This is a genomic window from Streptomyces sirii (assembly GCF_045690365.1).
Classification (GTDB): Bacteria; Actinomycetota; Actinomycetes; order Streptomycetales; family Streptomycetaceae; genus Streptomyces; species Streptomyces sirii.
Genome location: NZ_CP147982.1, coordinates 944,890 through 962,627 on the forward strand (window position 1 = coordinate 944,890; position 17,738 = coordinate 962,627).

18 protein-coding genes are annotated in these 17,738 nt (G+C 72.0%); 4 read left to right on the forward strand and 14 right to left on the reverse strand.

Annotation, left to right across the window (positions count from 1 at the left end; translation table 11 throughout):
- Window positions 1-26: 26 nt before the first annotated feature.
- Both WAB15_RS04475 and WAB15_RS04480 read left to right on the forward strand, forming a co-directional pair.
- Entirely contained in the window at window positions 27-242 is a 216-nt protein-coding gene (locus tag WAB15_RS04475; protein ID WP_407285406.1) for a hypothetical protein, read from the forward strand.
- Between the two features lie 3 nt (window positions 243-245).
- On the forward strand, window positions 246-866 hold the full coding sequence (locus WAB15_RS04480) for a hypothetical protein (protein WP_407285407.1): 621 nt from the start codon (window positions 246-248) through the stop codon (window positions 864-866).
- 66 nt (window positions 867-932) lie between these two features.
- On the opposite strand, the gene WAB15_RS04485 is transcribed toward WAB15_RS04480, so the two are convergent.
- From WAB15_RS04485 to rox, 7 genes are all read right to left on the reverse strand, one after another.
- Window positions 933-1,550 (reverse strand): flavodoxin family protein, encoded by a 618-nt coding sequence (locus WAB15_RS04485; RefSeq protein WP_399144688.1) that lies wholly within the window; start codon window positions 1,548-1,550, stop codon window positions 933-935.
- Window positions 1,551-1,701: 151 nt separating this feature from the next.
- Window positions 1,702-2,571 carry a dienelactone hydrolase family protein gene (locus tag WAB15_RS04490; RefSeq protein WP_399144687.1) on the reverse strand — a complete coding sequence of 290 codons (870 nt, stop codon included), beginning with the start codon at window positions 2,569-2,571 and terminating at the stop codon, window positions 1,702-1,704.
- Between the two features lie 253 nt (window positions 2,572-2,824).
- On the reverse strand, window positions 2,825-3,463 hold the full coding sequence (locus WAB15_RS04495) for a DUF305 domain-containing protein (protein WP_399144686.1): 639 nt from the start codon (window positions 3,461-3,463) through the stop codon (window positions 2,825-2,827).
- An 84-nt stretch (window positions 3,464-3,547) separates the two neighbouring features.
- Window positions 3,548-3,970: a DUF6153 family protein gene (locus WAB15_RS04500; protein WP_407285408.1), complete on the reverse strand. Its 423-nt coding sequence runs from the start codon at window positions 3,968-3,970 to the stop codon at window positions 3,548-3,550.
- Between the two features lie 89 nt (window positions 3,971-4,059).
- On the reverse strand, window positions 4,060-4,455 hold the full coding sequence (locus WAB15_RS04505; RefSeq protein WP_399144684.1) for a hypothetical protein: 396 nt from the start codon (window positions 4,453-4,455) through the stop codon (window positions 4,060-4,062).
- A gap of 94 nt (window positions 4,456-4,549) precedes the next feature.
- On the reverse strand, window positions 4,550-4,930 hold the full coding sequence (locus tag WAB15_RS04510) for a hypothetical protein (RefSeq protein WP_407285409.1): 381 nt from the start codon (window positions 4,928-4,930) through the stop codon (window positions 4,550-4,552).
- Window positions 4,931-5,156: 226 nt separating this feature from the next.
- Window positions 5,157-6,626 carry a rifampin monooxygenase gene (gene rox, locus WAB15_RS04515; protein ID WP_407285410.1) on the reverse strand — a complete coding sequence of 490 codons (1,470 nt, stop codon included), beginning with the start codon at window positions 6,624-6,626 and terminating at the stop codon, window positions 5,157-5,159.
- A gap of 345 nt (window positions 6,627-6,971) precedes the next feature.
- Here rox and WAB15_RS04520 point away from each other — a divergent pair, with 345 nt between their 5' ends.
- Window positions 6,972-7,640, forward strand: a complete 669-nt coding sequence (locus WAB15_RS04520; protein WP_399144681.1) for a hypothetical protein — start codon at window positions 6,972-6,974, stop codon at window positions 7,638-7,640.
- A 64-nt stretch (window positions 7,641-7,704) separates the two neighbouring features.
- On the opposite strand, the gene WAB15_RS04525 is transcribed toward WAB15_RS04520, so the two are convergent.
- From WAB15_RS04525 to WAB15_RS04545, 5 genes are all read right to left on the reverse strand, one after another.
- A complete protein-coding gene (locus tag WAB15_RS04525; protein ID WP_407285411.1) occupies window positions 7,705-9,267 on the reverse strand; it encodes an AMP-binding protein in 1,563 nt (520 codons plus the stop codon).
- A complete protein-coding gene (locus WAB15_RS04530; RefSeq protein WP_407285412.1) occupies window positions 9,264-10,640 on the reverse strand; it encodes a KamA family radical SAM protein in 1,377 nt (458 codons plus the stop codon). The genes WAB15_RS04525 and WAB15_RS04530 overlap by 4 nt, the downstream gene beginning before the upstream one ends.
- A complete protein-coding gene (locus WAB15_RS04535) occupies window positions 10,637-12,316 on the reverse strand; it encodes a carbamoyltransferase C-terminal domain-containing protein (RefSeq protein WP_407285413.1) in 1,680 nt (559 codons plus the stop codon). The genes WAB15_RS04530 and WAB15_RS04535 overlap by 4 nt, the downstream gene beginning before the upstream one ends.
- A 102-nt stretch (window positions 12,317-12,418) precedes the next feature.
- Window positions 12,419-13,621, reverse strand: coding sequence for an acyl-CoA dehydrogenase family protein (locus tag WAB15_RS04540; protein ID WP_407285414.1), 1,203 nt, complete (start codon window positions 13,619-13,621; stop codon window positions 12,419-12,421).
- An 89-nt stretch (window positions 13,622-13,710) separates the two neighbouring features.
- Window positions 13,711-14,859, reverse strand: a complete 1,149-nt coding sequence (locus WAB15_RS04545; protein WP_407285415.1) for an acyl carrier protein — start codon at window positions 14,857-14,859, stop codon at window positions 13,711-13,713.
- 352 nt (window positions 14,860-15,211) lie between these two features.
- Between WAB15_RS04545 and WAB15_RS04550 the strand changes: the two genes are divergently transcribed.
- A complete protein-coding gene (locus WAB15_RS04550) occupies window positions 15,212-15,892 on the forward strand; it encodes a maleylpyruvate isomerase family mycothiol-dependent enzyme (protein ID WP_407285416.1) in 681 nt (226 codons plus the stop codon).
- Between the two features lie 10 nt (window positions 15,893-15,902).
- On the opposite strand, the gene WAB15_RS04555 is transcribed toward WAB15_RS04550, so the two are convergent.
- Complete coding sequence (locus WAB15_RS04555) at window positions 15,903-17,309, reverse strand: short-chain fatty acyl-CoA regulator family protein (RefSeq protein ID WP_399144674.1); 1,407 nt, start codon at window positions 17,307-17,309, stop codon at window positions 15,903-15,905.
- A complete protein-coding gene (locus WAB15_RS04560; RefSeq protein WP_399144673.1) occupies window positions 17,306-17,719 on the reverse strand; it encodes a winged helix-turn-helix transcriptional regulator in 414 nt (137 codons plus the stop codon). Before WAB15_RS04560 ends, WAB15_RS04555 begins: the two co-directional genes overlap by 4 nt.
- Window positions 17,720-17,738 lie beyond the last annotated feature (19 nt).

The following is a 17,738-nucleotide window of genomic DNA, read 5'->3' on the forward strand; positions in this document are numbered from 1 at the left end:
TTACCTCTGAGCGAAAGTTTTCAGCCATGCCTAGATCCCTGGTGCGCGCACGCTGCCTGGCCGCACCGCCGGCGCTCGCCCCGACCGTCTGCGGCTCCGACCGCGACAAGGGCGACGAGACTCCCGCCAAGGCTCAGGCGAAGGAGACCGCACCGGCCGGCATGGCGCATCAGCACACCGTGCCGGAGAGCGAGCAGGCCACCGCCACCTTCCGCGGCGTGGAACCGAAGAACGAGAGCTGACCGGTGCCCGCGACCTCCGACAGAACCCTGGCCACCGCGGTCCCCCTGCCCGCCGGGGTCCCGGGGCGGCCCGCACCCGCCGAGCGCGGGGGCACCGCGCCCCACCCGCCCACGCCGGGCTGGGCGCTGATCCTGCTGGGCGTCCTCTGCTCGGCCGTCCTCGCGGCGCTGTGCTGGGTGGCCGGCCACCTCCACGCCGATCCGCCGCTGCGGACCGCGGCCCGCTTCGTGCATCTCGTCGCGCTCGTCGTCGGGCTCGGGTCCGTGCTCGCCGTCGACTGGTTCGCCCTCCTGTGGGTGCTCGGACGGCGGCGCCTCGCCGATGTCCTGCACACCGCCAACACCCTGCAGTTCCCCATCTGGACGGGGCTGACCGGGCTCGTCGTCACCGGCCTGTTCCTCCGCCCGGACCTGGCTTCGCCGCTGACGCAGCTCAAGCTCGGACTGGTCCTGGCCATCACCCTCAACGGCCTCTACGCCCATTGGCTGGGACAGCGCCTTGAGCGGTACCGGGATGCCGAGGCGCCTCGCCGGCTGCTCGTCCGGGCCGGAGCGGTCGCCACCGTGAGCCAGCTCGGCTGGTGGGGCGCCAGCCTGATCGGCTTCCTCAACAGCCAGGCCTGATCCGGCAGTTCAGGCCGGCCGCGATGTCGGTCTCCTCGGCGCGGCTGCGGGCGGCCGTCTCGTCGGCTATCGCTCCGCGGTCCCGTCCTCGTAGGGGAACCGGGCGACCGGGGTCGCACCCTGGAAGAACGTCTTGGCCCGGATCATCGCTCGTTCGTCGTCGCGCACCTGACCGGGCCGGGAGCCGTTTCCGAACAGCACCCCGCCGAATCGCATCCGCAGATACGCCGCCGTGTGGTTGAGGGTGGTCTTCAGGCCGTCGGCGACGACCTCGTCGCGGTCCGCCATGACGGTCACCCCCCACAGCGTCCGTCCCGCCATCCGCTCCTTGAAGTCCAGGCCCGGGACCGACAGCCAGCCCGACCAGTAGTCGAGGTAGCGCTTGGTGTGCGCGGAGAGGGTGTACCAGTACAGGGGCGAGGCGAGGACGATGTCGGTGGCCTCCAGCGTGGCCTGGCGCAGTATCTCCTCGTTCTCCCCGGCCGGCCAGCCGCCGGTCTCGTGCCGGCCGTCCTGGAAGTCGGGCAGCGGCAGCCGGGTCAGGTCCACCCAACGCTGCGGGACATCGGCGGGCAGTTGCTCGGCGGCGGCTCGGGCGAGGGCCTCGGTGTTGCCGTCGGGGCGGGAGCTGCCGAGGACGAAGAGGAACGAGCGGTCCGTGCCCTGGGGCGCGTCGGTGGTCATGTCTGCTCCGGTCTCGGGCCCTCGGGCGCGGCCGCCGCTGCGGTGTGACGCCGGCCGCCGCCCTCGGGAATCGGTGAGTTCCCCGCTTCCAACCCGCCGTCGCCAGGGGATATTCCAACGGTGAACGGGCCGTGGGCGAACGAGCCGGCGGTCAGCGATCCGTGAGGTGCGGTGGCCGGGTTTCCGTGGAACCGTCGCCGGGCTCTTCGAGCAGACGGGTACGGAAGAGGTCGAGCACCTGGTCCAGCGCCGCGCGGGTCGGCTGGCCGGGTTCGTCGACGAGGTGCTCGGTGAGTACGGCGTGCGGCGGCATCGCGGCCCGGGGGTTGGCGGTTGCGTCGTCGAGTTCGACGGCGGTGAAGGCGTCACCGAGTTCGCGGCGCAGAAAGGCGAATCGGTCCCCCGGCACCAGCCGGTCCCCGCGGAAGCGCAGACCCATGACCCGCAGACCGTCGCGTTCGCAGCGGCCCCGTACGGCGGCGAGGTCCTCGGCGGAGATGTCGATACCGCCGGCCCGGCTCTTGGTGACGGCCAGTGGAAGGGACGGCTGGGACAGCACGGGGGCGAGCAGGCGCTCATCGGCGGCCATGGCCAGGGCGAAGCCGCCGGTCAGGCACATACCGAGGGCGCCGACTCCGGGGCCGCCGCAGCGCCGGTGCTCCTCTGCGGCCAGCGCCCGCAGCCAGGTCACCACGGGGGAGGTCCTCCCGGTGGCCAGCACGGTGAACTCCCGGCTCACACACACCTGCCACACGGACGAGGCCGTGTAGAGCCCGGACCTCAACCGGCCGTCGTCCTTGGGGTGGGCCGAGCGGCCGGGCGTACCGAAGAGCACCGGGAGCACCGCGGTGCAGCCGATCGCGGCCACGCGTGCCGCGAATTCCAAAACCTTGGGCGTGATGCCCGGGATCTCCGCGATGACGATCACCGCGGGCCCCGTACCGCGCCGCAGGATCCGGCGGGTGCTGCCGTCGTGGGTGAAGGTGCCACGTTCGAAGCCGCTCAGGTCATGATCTGCCATGGAATACCACCGTCCTGGTCGCGTGCTGCTCACCGGCGGGGCGCCTCGCCCACGGCCGGTGTGATGCAGCGCGAGACTACCCAGCGGTAGTCCTGCGCGACCGCGGCGGCCTCGCGGCACGCGTAGACACGCTTGGTGACGGTAGGTCAGCCCAGGCGTCCGAGGACGAGCAGATCGAGCAGCATGGGGCTCTTCGCACGGTGGCATGCGGCGGGGGCGGCCGGTGACCGCCCCCGCGCGGTGGCCCGTCCGGTCAGCCCTTGCCGAGCAGCTTGTTCATCCGGGCGATCTCGGCACTCTGGGAGGAGATGATGTCGCCGGCCATGTCCTTGGCGGGCTGGTAACCGCCTTCGGCCTGCTCGGTCTTGGCCATCTCGACCGCGCCTTCATGGTGCTTGACCATCATCTTGAGGAACGCGGTGTCGAACGCCTTGCCGGAGGCCTTCTCCAGTGCGTCCATCTCCTCGGGCGCCATCATCCCGGCCATGGAGCCCATGGAGTGCCCGGCGTGCTCCATGCCTCCGTGCTCCTCGGGCACCTGCTCGCCCCAGGAGGTCAGCCATCCGGACAGCTTCTTGATCTCCGGGTCCTGGGCCTTCTTGATCTCGCCGGCGAGCTTCTCGACCTCGGCGGACCGGGTACGGCTCGCGACGAGTTCCGCCATCTGCACCGCCTGGCGGTGGTGCGGGATCATCCCCGTCGCGAAGGAGACGTCGGCGGCGTTGTGCCCGCCCTTCTTGGCGGACGCCGACGCGGAGGGCGTGGCCTTGTCATGGCCTTCGTGGCCGGCCGAGCTGTCGCCGGTTCCGCCGCAGGCGGCGAGTACGACGGCGGCGGTGGCCGCGGCCGCCACGGCTGCGGCGCGGCGGACCAGGGAACGGCGTGCGGTCATGGTGAAGCAACTCCTGTGCGTATATGCGTGATACGGGCTCGACGGGCGAGGCACCGGCCGAGGGGCCGGGTCGCCTGGGCCGCCCTATATGCGCAGGAGTTGCAGTTCGCTCAGTGAGGGCGGGGCACGTCCGCCCAGGGACGCCGCGGGCGCCGCTACCGGCGCGGCCGCGCTGACACAGGTGGCCGTGCCGGCCGGGGCCGGGGCGGGCAGTACGGGGGCCGCGCTCGTGCCGCCGGCCGCGCATGTCCCGTCCGCGTGCTGGGCGTGCCCGCCGGCGCCGCCGTGATGTGCGTGGGGACAGTCGCCGCAGCCCGCCGCCTCCGTGTGCGCCGGGAGCGCGGCCGGGGCGGCATGATGGGCCGCCGGCGCGGCGTGCGCCGACGCCGGAGGGACGGCAGGTGCCAGGCCGTGCATTGCCAACACACCCGCGAGCACGGCGAGCACCAGCAGCACACGGGCCCGCGCCGCAGGGGGCCGGGCCGTGCGCCGCGAGTGCTGTCTCATGCCCTGCATCGTAGACGGCGGGCGTCGAGCACCGTCCCCCGGCCACCGCCGCGGAACGGGCCGCTCGGGGCGGGTTCGTCAGCCGTGGGTCACCCGGACGGGGCGGCACCGCGACGCGTGGCCACGGCGTCGAAGAGGGCCCAGCCGTCCAGCTCTTCGGTCGGCGGATCGTCGGGACGCCACCCCTTGCCCAGCGCCTCGTCGAGCAGGGCCCTGACGGTGCCCGGCTCATGGAGGTTCAAGAATCCCCCGCCTGCCGTGCCGACCGCCCCGCCGTGCAGCAGCCCGTCCGGGACGCGCTTGCCCGGGCCCTCGCGGAAGAGGACGTGGAGCCGCCCCCTGGCCTCGAACAGGCGGATGACGAGGATTTCGCAGCAGTCTTCGTACCGGCCGTTGCCCAGCTCGCGGTGGCGGTGGCCCAGGGACCACAGGAAGGTCTGCCCGTCGACGACGAGACGCCGTGCCTTCTTTTCGCTGCGAGCCATCCGCCGATGGTAACCGGCGGCACGTTGCCGCAGTCGTGCGCGGCGACCGATGCCTCAACCGGCCGCCGCCTTCGTGGCGTTGCGGAGCGGATGCTCAGCTCATGCCGCCGCCGGGGCCGAAGCCGGGCGTGGCGCCTCCGTTGGCGTTGCTCCAGTCGCGCCCGTTGCCGCTGCTCATGTCCCGGCCGCTGCCGCCGCTCAGGTCGCGGCCGCTGCCGTTGGCCATGTCGCGGCCGCCGCCGTTGCTCATGTCGCCCCCGGCGCTCGTGTCGCGTCCGCCGCTCCAGTCGCGCCCCTCCGAGCCCGCGTCGTTCCCGCCGGGGTTCGCGTCGCGTGCCTCGGGGTGCGAGTCGGCGGTCTGGGTGATGGTGCCGACGACTTCATCGCTACCTGCGTCGGCGGCGGCAGTCCCCGCTGCGGTCAGGACCGTAACGGCAGCCAGGGCGGCTGCGGCCAGAGTGGCACGCACTCGCATTGCGCTCTCCTATCAGTAGGTGTGGAATCACCCTTTTCCGACTACTTTGATATCCATACCGTCAGTGACGACATACACACGGATGGGCCACTGAGCGTGCCCGGTGTGCGTAATTGAGGTAGAGGGAATTTCGATGCGGGCGCGGGCGGCGGCCAGGACCTCTCGATCGAGGCCCCCGCCCTTGTGACATTGAGCCCTGGAGGCCTTGAGGCCCACCACCGCACGCTCAGTCGGCGGCCGCGCCGAACCACCGTGACAGCTGACCGACCAGCTCCCGCCGGTCGTCACCGGCCCATGCCACATGGCCGTCCGGCCGCAGCAGCACCGCGGGCACGTCCAGTTCCTCGGTGACGTCGACGACGTGGTCGACCCGATCCGCCCAACCCTCCACCGAGAGCCGGCCGGTCTGGTCGAGCAGTAGCCCGCGGCCGCCGTGCATCAGCTCGTACAGGCGCCCCCGCTTCAGCTGCACGTCCCGCATCCGCGCGCCGAGCAGTTCATGGCCCTCGCCGAAGTCGTAGCGGACCCCGACCGCGGTGATCATCTCGGTCACGTACCGGTTCACCTCCTCGAAGTCCATCAGCTTCGAGAACAGCTCGCGCAGCGCGGTCGCACCCGGATCGGTCCCCATCAGCGTGATCTGCGCGCGGGTGTTTTCCAGCACGGCGGCGCCCACCGGGTGCCGTTCGGCGTGGTAGCTGTCCAGCAGCCCCTCCGGAGCCCAGCCGTTGACCGCGGCGGCCAGCTTCCAGCCGAGGTTGAACGCGTCCTGCACACCGAGGTTGAGCCCCTGCCCGCCGGTCGGCGGGTGGATGTGTGCCGCGTCGCCGGCCAGCAGCACCCGGCCGACCCGGTAGCGCTCGGCCTGCCGGGTGGCGTCGCCGAACCGGGACAGCCAGCGCGGCGAGTGCACGCCGAAGTCGGTTCCCCCGAACGCCCGGAGCTGCTGCTTGAACTCCTCCAGGGTCGGCTCGGTCGCACGGTCCTCGGACACCCCGTCGGCGGGCACGACAATGCGGCACACCCCGTCCTCGTCGGGGGTGGTGACGCCGAACCGCAGTTGGGTCTTGTTGACTTCCGCGACGACGGCGGCAATCGTCGCCGGATCCTCGGTCACCTCCATTTGACCCACCAGCGTCTCGACCTTGGCAGGCTCGCCGAGAAAACCGACGCCGAGCAGCTTGCGCACCGCACTGCGGCCGCCGTCGCACCCGACGAGGTAGCGCGAACGCAGCCGCGTGCCTCCCCCGACGGCTACGCCCCCCTTGCCGGGGGTGCCCCCACTCGCCAGCTCGACGGTCACCCCGTCCTCGTCCTGACTCACCCCGACCACTTCGCAGCCACGCCGGATCTCGGTGCCGAGTTCGAGGGCACGCTCGTTGAGCAGCCGCTCCGTGACCGGCTGCGGGGTGGCGACACCGTACGGGTGCGCCGTGTCCAACCGGGCCGGCCACGGCTTGATGATGCCGCCGAAGAGACCGCCGACCTGGAACTTCTCATTGACCGCGAGGAACCGGTCCAGCAGGCCTCGCTGGTCCATCATCTCGACGCTGCGTGCGTGCAGGCCCTGCCCCCGGGACTGCTCGGTCGGCTCGGCCAACTTCTCCAGCACGACCACCTGCACTCCGGCCAGCCGCAACTCGCAGGCCAGCATCAAGCCGGTCGGTCCACCGCCGGCAATGATCACGTCGATCAACGCAACCCCTCACTCAGTGACAACAATTTCCCTGCAGCCGGATCCGCGGATTCTGGCTCAGGTCGGTGATTCTGCGTCATGACCGGGGCCTTGCCACAAGCCCCCCGGTGCGCTATAAGTTGAGAGTGGCAAGGAGCGGATATCCCTCCTTGCCTTTTCCTTTGCCGTCCTCCGCGCACGGACGGCCGTCATGGAGCCCTGTTTCCATGTCGTTATGTGGGACCAATGGGGCAAGCGACGTGGTCCGCGACATAAGTGTTTTGGGTTGCCTTGACGAACTCCCGAGGTCGCAGGAAGCTGAGCCGCCCCCCACGGCAACCTTCCTCTTTCACCGTTGGAATGCCCATGCGCCCGCTTGTTTTCGCAGGTTCGCTCACGGCCGCCGTGGCCGCGCCCCTGCTGCTCGCCTCTTCCGCTTACGCCACCCCCGGCGACAACGGCACCGTGAAGATCCACGATGCCCGGACCGGGGCGGAGCTTCGTAAGAACGAGCCCCACGTATGCACCTTCTACCTCGACGCCTTCGGCTTCGACGCCGGACAGCAAGTCGACTGGCATATCGAGGCCTGGGCCCCGACCGCCGACGTCAAGGGCGAGACCGTGAAGTCCGGTGCCCTGACGCTCGACGGCGAGGGGCACGGCCGTACGCAGGACCTGTCCCTGCCCGACGGCCACTACAAGCTCTTCTGGAACTTCGACGGCGAGCACGGCAAGGCCAAGCACAAGGTCTTCTGGACCGACTGCGAGGACGACACCCAGCCGGGCGGCGGCAAGCCCTCGACGCCCGCCACCCCGTCCCCCACCGACGAGGCGACCGCCGCCCCCGCCTCGTCCGCCCCCGCGGACACCGCCCCGACCTCCGCGGCCTCGCCGTCACCGTCCGCGAAGAGCACCGGCGACCTCGCCGAGACCGGTAACGGCGCCCCCGTCGGCCTGCTGGCCACGACGGCCGCCGGACTCGTCGCCGCCGGCGGCTACCTGGTCCTGCGCCGCCGCAAGGCACAGCAGCGCTGACCCGACGGCGCCCCCGTGCTCGGTAAGGGCACGGGGGCTGCCCCGCTCCCTCCCCGACTCCGTTTCACACGGCTCTTTCCTGCGCCAGAAGCGCGTCCACCGCCGCCCGGTCGATCTTGCCGTTCGGGTTGAGCGGCAGCGCCTCAAGCGCCGTCAGGGTCTCGGGCACCATGTACCCGGGCAGCCGCTCGCGCAGCGCGGCGCCCACCCGGTCCGCGGCCGGCACCTCATGGCCGGTGCCGCTGTAGGCGGCGACCAGTTGGGGGCCGTGTGCCGTCGACCGGGCCAGCACCACCGCGTCGGCCACCCCCGGCTGCTGCCGCAGCACCGCCTCCACCTCGCCCAACTCCACGCGGTAGCCGTGCAGTTGCACCTGCTGGTCGAGCCGGCCCAGATGCACCAGCTCACCGGTGGCGTCCCGAGTGACACGGTCTCCGGTGCGGTACCAGTGCGCCTCGGTGAGGGCGGTCCCGGGGGCGCGGGGCGCGGCGTCCGGTGTCAGAAAACGGCCCTCGTCGTCCTTCGCGTCGAGGTAGCCGTGGAAGCGCTGGGGGCCGCGCACACACAACTCGCCCTCGTGGAGCAGGATGTCCGCGCCGGGGTGGGGGGAGCCGATCGGCACCGTCCCGTTGGCCGTCCGCGGCCAGTCGTCCTCGGACTCCGGCAGCCGGTAGGTGGCGCAGGTGACCGTCAGTTCGGTCGGCCCGTAGCCGTTGTCCAGGCTGCTGCCGGGCGCGGCGCGGCGCCAGGCCCGCGCCTGCTGATAGGTCAGCGGTTCGCCGCAGAACATGCTGTGCCGCAGGGTCGGCATGCTGTCCGGCTTCAGTGCGCGCAGCCGGCCGGCGAGGGTGATGACGGACGGCACCGAGTTCCAGTGGGTGATACCGCGCTGACGGATGAAGCGGACCGGCGCGAGCACCTCGTCACGGGTCGGCACCACCAGCGCCGCCCCCGACCCCCAGGCGACGAACATGTCGAAGACCGAGGGGTCGAAGGTCAGGTCGAAGGTCTGCGAGAGCCGTGCGCCGGGCCCGGCCTCGGCACGCGGTACGACGTGCTCCAGATAGGCGGTCACATTGCGGTGCCGCACCGGCACCCCCTTGGGCCTGCCGGTGGACCCGGAGGTAAACAGGATGTACGCGATACCGTCCGGGTCCGCCGCCACCGGGGGCGGTTCGGCGCCGTCCTGTGCCGGTGGCCCGCTCCGCTCGGCCGTCGCGTCCGCGCTCCGCCGCTCGGGTCGCCACACCGGCGCCGCGATCCCGGTCGGGTCGCCGCTGCCGTCGGTGATCACGGCGTCGAGTGCCGCGGCCTCGGCGACGGCGGCATTGCGGTGCGCCGGGAAGGCGGTGCCCAGGGGCACGATCGTGGCACCCAGGTGCTGCACCGCCAGATAACCGGCGTACGCGACGACGCTGCGGGAGGCCAGCAGCCCGACCCTGGAGGGCACTTGGCCGTTCAGGTGCCGCAGCAGACCGGCCGCGATCCGCTCGGCCGCCGCGGCCAACTCGGCATAGCCGAGCACTTCGCCGTCCACCTCCAGGGCGGTGGCGCCGGGGCGGGCGGCGGCCGACCGCGCGAACCAGTCGTACAGGGTGCGGCGGGTGCTCATGCGGCTTGTGCTCATGCGGCGTCCGCCCGTAGGTGGCCGTGGCAGGCGGCCCGGATCTCCGCCGGGGCCTGGGGGTCGAGCTCCAGCTCGTGCAGCCAGGCCGCGTCCGGCGAGTAGCGCGCCCGGAACGGGCGTCCCACCAGGGCCGGATCACGGGCCTGCAGCATCCGCAGCTGGAACCACCGGCCCTGCCGCGTCTCCTCGACCCCATCCACGGCGACCTTGCCCGGCGTCGCGGACATCACCGGGCCGCGGACCGTACGGGCCAGGCCCGGCAGCGTGCGGTAGGCGTCCTGGAAGATCCGGGCGGCCCGGGCCAGCGGCACCTTGAAGTACTCCTGGGGGCCGGTGTCGCGCTCCACGAACATGTAGTACGGCACGACTCCCGCGGCCAGTTCGGCGCGCCACAGCCCGTTCCACACCTCGGCGTCGTCGTTGACGTGCGCGATCAGCGGGGCCTGGCCGTAGACGACGGCTCCGGTGGCGCGGATCCGGCGCAGGGCCCGCTGGGCCGGGTCCGTCGCCAGCTCCCGCGGATGGCTGAAGTGCGCCATCACCGCGAGCTGCCGCCCGGAGGCCACCACCTTCTCGAACAGCCGCAGCACCTCGTCGGCGTCCTGGTCGCTGACGAAGCGCTGCGGCCAGTAGGCGACCGATTTGGTGCCGATCCGGATCGTCCGGACCGTCTCCACGTCCAGCAGCGGCTCCAGATGTGTCCGCAGGCGCTCCGTCGTCATCACCATCGGGTCGCCGCCGGTGACCAGGACGTCGTGCACATCGGGGTGTGCGGCGAGGTAGCGGATCAGGCCCGAGGGGTCGGGGGCGGCGAAGCGCAGATCCGCGTCGCCGATGAACTGCGCCCAGCGGAAGCAGTAGGTGCAGTAGGCGTGGCAGGTCTGCCCCTGCGAGGGGAAGTACAGGACGGTTTCCCGGTACTTGTGCTGCAGACCGGGCAGCGACACGCCCTCCTGTACGGGCACATTGAGCTGCTGCTGGCCCGACGGGTGGGGGTTGAGCCGGTCCCTGATGGCGGTGACGGCCTCCCGCAGCAGCGGTTTGTCGGCCGGGTCCGCGGAGAGCTTGGCGAGCTGCCGTTCGTCCTCGGCCGTCAGCATGCCGCGCTGCGGGAAGGTCAGTTGGAACAGCGGATCCGCCGTGCCGCGGTCCCAGTCGATCAAGTGCTCCAGGACGTAGCCGTTGACCCGGAAGGGCAGCACCAGGGAGATCCGCCGCACGGTTTCGCGTACGTCGGGGGCCAGTCCGTAGCGGTCGGCGATCTCGTCGATGTGCCGCGGTCCGAAGGCCCGGAAGCGTTCGCCGCGCCGGGGCGGGCCGTCCGCCGGGCCGGGGGGTCGGCCGCCGCCGGCCGTCTGGCTCGTGGGCGTCATCGCGTCCCCCCGGCGTCGTCCTTCTTGCGGAACAGCTCGTCGCCCAGGACGAGGAAGTCCAGGTCCATGCCCCGGAAGGCGGCCAGGGCATCGCCGCGGGTGTTGACGATGGGCTCGCCCTTGCCGTTGAAGGAGGTGTTGAGCAGCACCGGCGGCACGCCGGCGCGCTCCAGCGCGTCGAGGACGGCGCCCACCGCGGGAGCCTCGTCAGAGTGCAGCACCTGGGGCCTGGTGGTGCCGTCGACGTGCACCACTCCGGGAGCGACCCGCCGCCCCAGTTCGGTGGCCTTGGCCGCGCCCAGCATGTAGCGGCTGAGGTGCTCCTGCGGCTCCCACAGGCGGGCACCGTAACCGGGACGGGTCACCCCTGCGAACGGGCGCCACTGCTCGCGGTCCTTGATGACGTTCACCCGGGTGTTGACCTCGGCGGTGTCGGGCACGGCGATGATGGACCGGCGGCACAGCGCCCGCGGCCCCACTTCGGCCCGGCCCTGGGCCACGGCGCCGACCTGCCCCTCCAGCAGCAGCGCGGTGACCTGGTCGATGTCCAGGTCCGAGCGCACCAGGCCGGCCGTGTCGGCCGCGCCGGCGGACCGCGGGCCGGCAGGTCCGTCGATGTCGGTGCCGAGGTACGGGCTGAGGGGGCGTCCGGTGCGGTGCCTGGGCGGGTTGACGAACCAAGCGGCGCCGAGGGCCACCCCGGCGTCGTGCGGCACCGGCGGTACGTACAGCGGTCCGGGCAGGGTGCCGTTGGTGCTGCAGTTGAGCGCCACGCCGCCGGCCAGGCAGAGCGCGTCGACGCCGGAGAGCTTGCGCGTCGTGGCGGCCAGCGCGGTGACGGTCTCCTCCACGATGCGCTGGGCGGTGTAGGCGACCAGGACGGCCTTGGGATCCTCGGCGAGGCGCCCCTCGGGCAGGGTGGGGCCGGACGCTCCGGCGATCTTCGTGTAGCGCTCCCGCCAGGCCGCGACGGTGGTGTCGTACTGCTCCTTGATCTCGTCGGCGGTGGCGCGGCCGGTGCTCTCCTCCAGCGGGCCGATCGCGAGGCGGAAGTCGTCGGCGGCGAGGTCGACCAGGGACTCGACTGCGGTGCCGCGGGCCCGGCCGTAGGCGGCCAGTCCCATGGTCTTGCCGGCGTTGAGGAACGAGAAGCCGAGCCAGGTGGACGCCGCGTCATAGGCGTAGCCGAGCGAGGAGGTACGTGGCCAGGTGCGCTCCAGGCGGGGTTCGGCGCCGTCCTCGAAGGTCCAGACGGTCGACGACTCGTTCTCGCCGTGTCCGTCGACGACCAGGACTCCCGCCTTGGTGAACGGGGAGGCGTAGAAGGAGGAGGCGGCGTGTGCGGCGTGGTGCGGCACCCGCACCACGGACGGCGGCCGCTCGCCGAAGTCGAGCCCCACCGCGAAGGCGAGGAACTCGGCGTCGTCGGTGAAGCGTCCGGGGTAGAGCTGCCGGGTGTCCCAGCCCACGGCGACCACATCGATGTCGGCGGCCGTGATGCCGGCCTGTTGAAGGCAGAAGCGGGCGGCGTTGAGGGGCTTGCGGTACAAGGAGTGACGCACCCGGTTGCAGCGCTCCTCCTCGGAGAAGGCGATGACCTCGCCCTCACCGTTGACGAGGCAGGCGGCCGTGTCGTGCCACCCGGTGGGGGGCGCGTTGACACCGAGAATCCACATGGACGGCTCTCCGTAGGGGTCGTGAGGATGGGGTGGGGTCGGACTCGTCGGACGCGGGCGCACTCGTCGGACGCTGCGGTGCCGGAGTGCGGGGCGCGCCGGTCAGGCGAAGGACACCTCGCGGTCCAGCAGCGCCAGCCGTCCGTCGGCCAGGTGCAGTCGGTCGTTCTTGTAGTTGAGGGCGGCCGAGCGCAGATCGCGCAGGTTCTGCTCCAGCCGTGTCGGGGAGTCCTTGAGGTAGCCGTGCTGCAGGCCCACCGCGTCGATCAGGTCGTCGACGGCGGCCCGGCACTGCTCCGAGGCGGAGATCTTCAGGCCGTTGAGCAGCAGTTGGCAGGCGGGCGCGGTGATGTCCTCGGTGGTCTCCACCATCGCCAGGGTGTGGCGCAGCTGGGCGTGGACGGCGTCGAGCCGCTGGCGCGCGGTGGACAATCGGGTGAGCAGCAGCTCGGAGCCGACGTCGAAGCGTTTGCGGCCCGCCGGGCTGCGGATCAGGCCCAGGACCCGGGAGAGCGCTCCGGCGGCGGTGCCCAGCCATGCGGCCGACCAGCCGAGGTGGGCGTAGGGGCCCAGGATGTGGTTGGCGATGTCGCGGAAGGGGACGCCGGCGCCGACGACCTGGTGGCCGGGGACGGTGCCGGTCAGCTTCAGCGGCGGGCTGTGGGTGGCGCGCATGCCCATCGGCTGCCAGTCGCCGGCCGGTTCCACGACGAGCTGGTCGCGCCCCGCGTAGACCAGGGCGACGTCGTTCTCGGCGGTGGCGTCGGCGTTCTTCATGGTGATCAGGAAGCCGTCGGCGTGGGCGCCGCCGGTCACCACGGGCGCGAAGCGGTCGATCAGCAGCTCGCCGCCGCTCTCGTGCAGGGCGGACTGCGCGCTGTAGAGATGGCCGCCCTTACCGCTCTCGGTGCTGACCGAGGCCAGATAGCTGCGCCCGGCGCCCAGCTTCGGCAGCAGCTCGTCGCGCAGCGGCGGCGCGGCGAACTCGACGGCCGCGGCCACCTGTTGGCAGTGCATGGTGAAGATCAGCGCCACCGACATATCGCAGCGTCCCAGGGCCACTCCGGCGTCGACGACCTCGCGCAGGGTGCCGCCGAGGCCGCCGTAGCGGGTGGGGACGACCAGGCCGAGCAGTCCGGTGTCGCGCAGCTCGTCCAGTGCCTGGACGGGGAAGGCGGCGTCCCGGTCGGCGGCGGCCAGATGCCGTTCGGCTACGGCGGTCACCCGGGCGATCCGTGCGCTCAGCTCCGGTCGGTCACCGGTGAGGGCGCCGTAGGGGGCGGCGGGGCCGTCGATGGTGCTCACGGCGCCACCCGCCCGCATCGGTCGACGCTGCGCTGCTGGTACGGAAGGTCGATCGGTCCGCTCTCCACGGCGGTGTCCTCTCTTGGGGATCAGCGGGCGCCGGTGGCACTGCGGACGATGCGGCACAGCCCGTCCATGCTCCGCAGGTTCTCGGGAACGAGGTCGTCGGCGTCGAGTTCGATGTCGAGCTGCGCTTCGAGGCGGTCGATGAGGTCGACCATCCGGAACGAGGTGAAGCCGGGCAGCGCGGCCAGGTCGACGTCGCCGGTGCGCAGCAGCGCCTGGTCGGCGTCGAGGACCGCGCCGACGACGCGGGCGATGCGGTCGCGCAGGCCGCCCGGGTCCGGTGCCGGGGCGGCGGCCGGGGCCGGGAAGATCCGCCGGTCGGCTTCGAGGAGTTCGGCGAGGCGGGCGACGGTACCAACGGGTTCGGGGCGGCCGCGGACGACGCGGCGGTAGGTCACATACGCCTGGGTGACCAGCTTGTCCCAGTCGGCCAGATGCCGTGCCGTCGGCTCGTCGAGGGGGCTGCCGTCGGCGGCGAACAGGGCGTGCAGCCGTCGTGACCGGGCCAGCAGCCAGGTGTCCCCGGTCAGCCGGTGCAGTGCCCGTTCGCGGTTCGCGGCCTGGTCGAGCGCGGCGAGGTAGTCGGCCATGGGGGCGTGGTCGATGCGCGGTTCGGGGCGGGCGGGCGGTTCGGGCCGGGCGGTGATCTCGTAGAGGTCGATCCGCCGCAGCGCGGCCAGCTCGGCTCGGGTCACGCTCCAGCTTCCGGGCTTGGCCGCTCCCCACTGGGTGTCGTTGTCATAGGCGTCGACGACCGTCCAGGGGCCGTCGACGCTGCCGGGCGCGATCAGCAGGAAGCTGTGCTCCATGTGCTGCTGCCCGAAGTACGGCAGCCAGGGCATCTCATGGGCGTCGGCGAGGGCGTAGCGGATCTCGCCCGGCGCGAGGGCCGGCTCGTCCAGTTGAGCGCCGTTGGCGGTGGTCCGTTCGCCGACGGCCAGGCCCAACGCGCGCTGCGCCTCGGCGAGTTCCTCCTCGACCGGCGGGTCGACGGTGGGCAGTCCGTCCGCGCCGGGCCACCACCGGGAGCTGAGTTTCGACCCGAGCCGCAGATGGGTGCCCGCGCCGTGGAAGTGATCGGCGAGCACGGCCAGATTGGACTGCACACAGTCCAGGACTTCGGCCCGCACCCCGGTCGAAGCCGGAATCGGGTGCTCTCTCGCGTCCTGCACACTTCCCCCGTTGTCGAGCCGAGGCGGCGCCCGCCAGCACGCCACCCACTCCCATGAATTCCACAATGCGAAATGCCACATCCGCTTTGCGGGATTAAGCTAGCCCGGCCGGTCGGCTTCAGCAACGCCCAGTGACCCAGATCACTGCACCCGCCAACCCGCGGACGAATGCGCCACATTGAGGAATCGACGCTCCCCGAAAGTCGGTTGACGCCCCGGAAGAGAGCGCCCTAGAGTCCCCGCCATTGCCGCCATGCGGATTTCGCATTCCGCTGTGGGCCCGTCCGAGGCGGGACACGCATCCGACAGGCACCTGGGGGCCGAGATGCAACAGACCGAGGCGTCAGGCCCGATGGCCGCGTCCACGGACCGGTTCGTGCGGACCGTCAAGGCACTCACCGACGCGGAGGTCGGCGGCCCGACACTGGTGCCGCCGTGGACCCGCGGCCATGTCATCACCCATGTGGCACGCGCCGCCGACAGCCTCTGCCGACTGCTCGCCTGGGCCCGTACCGGCGTGGAGACCCCGCAGTACGCCGATATGGACACCCGGGCCGCCGAGATCGAGGCCGGCGCCCGGCGCCCGGTCGACGAGCTGCTGGCCGATGTCCTGACGAGCGCCGAGCGCTTCGACGACGCCCTACGCACCCTGCCCGAAGCGGCATGGAGCTACCAGGTCCGCATGCGCACCGGCGAACTGCGCACGCCGGACGCCTTGGTGCTCGCCCGACTGCGCGAACTCGAAGTGCACCATGTCGACTTGGCGACCGGATACACCTTCGCCCAGGTGCCGCCGCAGGCCGCCCGATGGATCATCGACGACCTCATCGCGGCACAGCGCCGGCGCGAAGATGTCCCCCCGATGCGCATCGAGGCGACGGACACCGACCTGGCCCACGAACTGGGCACCGGCGGACCGACGATCCGGGGCACCCGGGCCGACCTCCTCGGCTGGCTCACCGGACGCACCGACGGAACCGGCCTGACGACCTCTCGTCCGGGCCCGGTCCTCGACGCGCCGTACTGGATCTGACCGGGGCGGGTCAGGGCGAGGGATCGGCCACGGGATACGGCACGAACGTGCTGCTGTGCTCGTTGATGGCGAGCGGCTGGCCCAGGGGAGGTACGGCGCGCTGGGGGCAGTCGAGGCGCTCGCAGATGCGGCATCCCATGCCGATGGGGGTGGCGGCGGCCCTGTTGTCGAGGTCGAGGCCGTCGGAGTAGACGAGCCGGGAGGCGTGCCGGATCTCGCAGCCGAGGCCGATGGCGAAGGTCTTGCCGGGCTCGCCCCAGCCGCCGCGGTGGCGGGTGACGGCGCGGGCGGTCCACAGATAGCGCTGCCCGTCCGGCATGGCCGCGATCTGGACATGGATGCGGCCGGGCGCGGCGAACGCCTCGTAGACGTTCCACAGCGGGCAGGTGCCGCCGGCGCGTGAGAAGTGGAAGCCGGTGGCGGACTGGCGCTTGGACATGTTGCCGGCGCGGTCGACGCGTACGAAGGAGAACGGCACACCGCGCAGCCGGGGGCGCTGGAGCGTGCTGAGGCGGTGGCAGACGGTCTCATAGCCGAGGCCGAACAGGTCCGTGAGGCGCTCGATGTCATAGCGGACCTCCTCCGCGGCGGCGTGGAAGGAGGGGTAGGGCAGGATCAGCGCGGCGGCGAAGTAGTTCGCCACGCCGATCCGGGCGAGCGACCAGGTGTCGGATCCCTCCGCGAAGTCCTCCGCCGCGAGGGCGGACAGCTCGGCACCGCATTCGAGCAGGGCGAGCTGGGTGGCCATCCGGAACGCCTGCTGGCCGGGGCGCAGTCGGCTGGACAGATGCAGCACGCGGGCGGCGGGATCGTAGTGGTGAAGTTGGTCGGAGTCCGCCGTGATGCGCACCCCGTGGTGGTCGGTGAGCCGTGCCGACAGGGCGCGGAGGACCTCGCCGGGGCGGATGCCGATGGCGCGGGCGAGGCCCTCCGCGGCCAGGTCGGCGTCGTGCAGGTAGTTCTGCCGCCGGTAGAAGAACTCCCGGATCTCCTCGTGCGGCGAGCGCGGCAGGGCCAGTTCGGCGCCGTCCCGGTCCTCGGCCGCCACGGCCAGCTGCTGGGTCAGCGCCGCGTTGCGCCGGCCGAGCTCCAGCAGGACCCCCGCCACGGACGGCATGCGAGTGGCCAGTTGGGCGAGGTCGGACGCGGAAACCCGGGCCGCGGCCACCTCGTGCGCGAGGGTTTCGCGCAGGTCGACGACGAGCCGGCTGGTGTCCCGCGCCGAGAAGAAGCCGGCGTCGAGGCCGAACGCCTCGGTCAGCCGCAGCAGGACCGGGACGGTCAGCGGCCGGGAGTCGTGCTCCATCTGATTGAGGTAGCTGGGCGAGATCTCCAGCCGGCGGGCGAGCTCCGCCTGGCTGAGTGCGCGCTCCTCGCGCAGCCGCCGCAGCCGCGCGCCCGCATAGATCTTGCTCACCGGAACTCCCCACCGCCCTGCTGCCCCAGGACATGCTCCCGCCCCCATCGGCCGAGGGGCTCCAATGCGGTCCCGAGGGCGGCGCCGCGCCCGGTCAGCGCGTACTCGACACGCGGGGGGACCTCCTCGTACACCTCGCGGGAGATGATGCCGTGTGCCTCCAACTCCCGCAGCTGGGAGGTGAGGACCTTCTCCGTCACACCGGGGAGCATCCGGCGGAGCTCACCGAAGCGGCGGGGACCGGCTTCCAGCGCCCAGAGGATCAGGACCTTCCACTTCCCGCCGATCACGTCCATGGCCGCGTCGATCCCGCAGTGATACGCATCGGGCGCGCCCGGCCTGCCCACCGTCGCCATCGCTGACAGCCACCCCTCCTCGACCTGGTCACATACCTCGGGGGAAGCACCCACCTCAAAGTGCGTACTTGTT